We start from the raw sequence: 3611 nt of genomic DNA on the forward strand, positions 1-3611 counted from the left end.
GGAAGATGCGGAAGCTGCAATTCATGATTTGCGGACTGCGGGTTTCCCCTTGGGTCAAATTTCCCTAATTAATAGAGATTGGTCACGACGCGATCGCTTTGCGGGAGTCACTTTACGCGATCGCTTTGATGAGGCGATTCACAACCTGAAATTGCGACTTCCAGATCATCGCAGTCGTTTCTATCATGAGCGCATCAATCATGGTGATTATGTAGTTGTTGTTAGCGGTACAGATGCAGATATTCAACGTGCTGCTGCGATTCTCAATCGTCATGGAATTCGAGATTGGGAAATTTTCGATCCCACAGTAGATTACACCGCTACTCCTGCGCGGAATGCAGTTAATACACCAATTTCTGGTTACGGTACAACACCTTTACACAGAAATAGAAGAGCGATTGGCGTATTTTCTGATCATCGAGATGCAGAAGTCGCGCTCATGGAATTGAGAGACTCTGGATTTCCGATGAACCAAGTATCTCTGATTGCTAAAGATAGTGGCGATCGCCTTCCTGGTGTAAATACAGGTGTGGGTGTAAATCACAATGATGTAGCAGCACAAACCAAAGCCGATGAAGGTGCAAAAGCTGGAGCAGCTACAGGCGGAGTGTTGGGTGGTCTAGGAGGGTTATTAGTTGGTTTGGGAGCCTTAGCCATTCCGGGAGTCGGCCCTGTAATTGCAGGTGGTGCGATAGCAACAGCTTTAGCAACAACTGTTGCAGGTGGTGCGATTGGTGCTGCTGCTGGCGGTTTAACAGGTGGACTAATTGGCTTGGGAATTCCTGAAAACCGGGCGCGCTTATATAGCGATCGCTTCAACAGAGGTGATTATTTAGTAATGGTAGATGGTACTGATGAGCAAATCCATCATGCAGAAGCCATTCTCAAGCGCCGCGGAATTACAGACTTTGACATCTTTGATGCTACTGATATAGACCGTACACATCACGCTGCATCAGTTACAGATACCAGTCAAACCACCTATTCACCAGAATTAGGAGTTGAAGAGCCGAGGGTTATTATTGTTGACCGTCGGGAAGAAACAATCTAAGCAGAACTTGAATTTGACAGGCTTCTCCTTCGCTTTTCAAAAAGCAAGAGAAACCTAAAAATCAAACTGATAAACCTCTCCCCGAAAGGGAGAGAGGTTTATCAGAGAGAGCAAATCTAATTACTTGCTCTCGATCACTCAATTTTTTTCATTTCCATATCTTGTATTAATGTTAAGAGTTAAACAAATGAAAAAGGTAACTTTCTTATTAATTAGTGGTCTTTTAGTATTGAGTGTTGGTTGTGAGACTGTTTCCAAAACCAGCGAAACAGCACCAAATAACACTAATGTCTCTCAAGTAGAAACACCTAAAGCTCAACAAACTCAAGCTGCTAAAGAAGACGCGCAAAGTGAACTCCGCAGAAGACAGCTAAACCAAGATATTCGCGCTCGTGAACAACGAAATAATACATTTAATGAAGGTAGCGCTCAAAACAGAAGTGAAAGCAATCTCGAAAGTGAAGTTCGTTCTAAGTTAGAAGCAAATATCCCCAGAGGTAGTTTAACAGTTAAAGCTTCTGACGGTGGTGTGATCACAGTTTCCGGAACTGTAACGAATCAACAAGAGCTAGCTAAGATTGAACGTTTAGCGAAGGAAATTAAAGGCGTCAAAACTGTGAATGTCAAAGCCGTAGTTGCTCAACCAAAAAGCTAAAGTAGTTCAGAATTCTGACCAGCAAAAAACAATATTTTCGTGCTACTTAATTGAGTGCTTTTGGTCAAGTAGAAAATAATTTTTCTACTTGACTATTTTTGATAAATATACTTTTCACATGAATCTGATATAACAATCAACGGCTTTTACCAACAAAGACGAGCCACCTTCTCAACCTCAAATAGAACCAGAACTCATCCTAGCTCCAGCTATCGATGCAGAAACGTTTCAAGCTCTCAAAGATATGGTAGGTGATGATCAAGAAATTTTGGCAGAGTTCATTGATAACTATTTAGAATATGCGCCTCGCTTCTGTCGATAGCCTGACTCAAATTGCTAATCGTTACTATTTTGATGAATACTTACAGCGCGAATGGAACCGCTTGCAAAAGTATCAATTATCTCTGTCTTTGATTTTGCTAGATGTTAAATTGATCAAGGCTGATTACGAGTATTTATCTTTAGATCAATATCTGTGTCAAATCACTGATATTTTACGTAAGTGCAAGCAGCGTGGGTCAAATTTACTAGCCCGCTTTGATGAGAGACAATTCGCGATGATTTTACCGAATACTCAAGCCGAAGCAGCTTTGCAGATAGCAGATGTGATTTTCTCTGCTGTGAAAGCTACTGACACAACTGATAACGATTCAAAATCCGACGAACTCTTCAGCTTCAGCTTAGGTTTAACAAGTGTTATTCCTAGTTCTGGAATCTCTGCCAATCAGTTGATTTCCACAGCAGAAAAAGCTCTCTCTCAAGCAAAACTATCAGCGAGCGATCGCATTGTCTTTTTAACTCAAGATTAATTTAAGTTCTTACCATAAAAACTTTTGTATAAATATTTTGTGGTATGCCTATTGATTTCTATGCGATCGAAACTTAACTTAAATCTAAAATTGATTTTTCCCCTTACCAACACTGGCGGATAATACAAGTGTTCAAACGGAGATGATATAAGTCTGTGATTGACTTGTGATACTAAGATTTATTGATATGATCCTGTTTTTACGTACGCCTAAAATATTTACTAATTCTCTATAAATAGACTATTTTCAAACTTTCTCACTTAATTAAACTGTAAATGGATAGCAGGGAAATATCTAACTTTTCTATAAGATTAATCTATGACTTAGATAGAACTTTGCTGAACACAAATAAATATGATCTGTCAAATGATAGATAGAAATATTGAATTTAAAATTTTACTCTATCATAAAGCTAAGATGGAATTTAAAAGTTCCTTCTACTCTATCAACACTGACAATAATCATATTATCTGAACTCAAAAGTTTAAAAAACAAAATTTTGGACTCTTGAGGTTTGAATTTCGATGATTTCTGAGAATTAAATCTAAAGACGCGCCTTAGCGAAGCCATGCGCGACAGCGCTATTGACAAGCCTCAATAAATCACCAATCTCACTAAAAATCCTTAACTGAACCGTATTGTTGTATAACTTTATCTTTGATTATATAGGATTCCTATTTGATTGTTGTTGGCGTAGCCTGCGCTCTGCGCTTAAAAATTTCGTAGATTTTGACCTTAAGCATGAGCATCTGCTTTCCCTATTGCCTGTTTCTACGAGTAAGTTCACCAAATCAAATCGGATTGCTTATATTTGCCCAAAACTTTTCAGATATCTCTGCCTAACTTGATCAGCGAAATATGCAGGCCAACTATCTTTTCAAAGTACCTCCGGTGCAAAAAATAATGAAAATTCAGGTTGTGCATAGTTATCGTTGCGCTTTTTTGCTCAATTTAACCCAATACGGTTCAGTAAAGAAGAAATGTAGGTTGGGTTGAGCGCAAGCGAAACCCAACAAAGCCTTGATAATGTTGGGTTACTCTGCGAGAAGCCGCGCAGGGCGCGTCTACGTTCCTCAAACGCCAGGTGCTACAACTC

2 protein-coding genes and 1 pseudogene are annotated in these 3611 nt (G+C 39.4%); all 3 read left to right on the plus strand.

Translation table 11 applies throughout. The features are described 5' to 3' along the window. Positions 1-1051 (plus strand): annotated as a pseudogene (locus ACE1AT_RS11170) (hypothetical protein); the annotation flags it as partial. Between the two features lie 187 nt (positions 1052-1238). Continuing rightward, the gene (locus ACE1AT_RS11175) at positions 1239-1706 is read left to right on the plus strand and encodes a BON domain-containing protein (protein WP_374868225.1); all 468 of its coding nucleotides are present in this window, start codon (positions 1239-1241) and stop codon (positions 1704-1706) included. A 299-nt stretch (positions 1707-2005) separates the two neighbouring features. Next, entirely contained in the window at positions 2006-2515 is a 510-nt protein-coding gene (locus ACE1AT_RS11180) for a diguanylate cyclase domain-containing protein (RefSeq protein ID WP_374868227.1), read from the plus strand. Positions 2516-3611 lie beyond the last annotated feature (1096 nt).

The sequence above is a fragment of the Pelatocladus sp. BLCC-F211 genome (genome assembly GCF_041928655.1).
Classification (GTDB): domain Bacteria; phylum Cyanobacteriota; class Cyanobacteriia; order Cyanobacteriales; family Nostocaceae; genus Pelatocladus.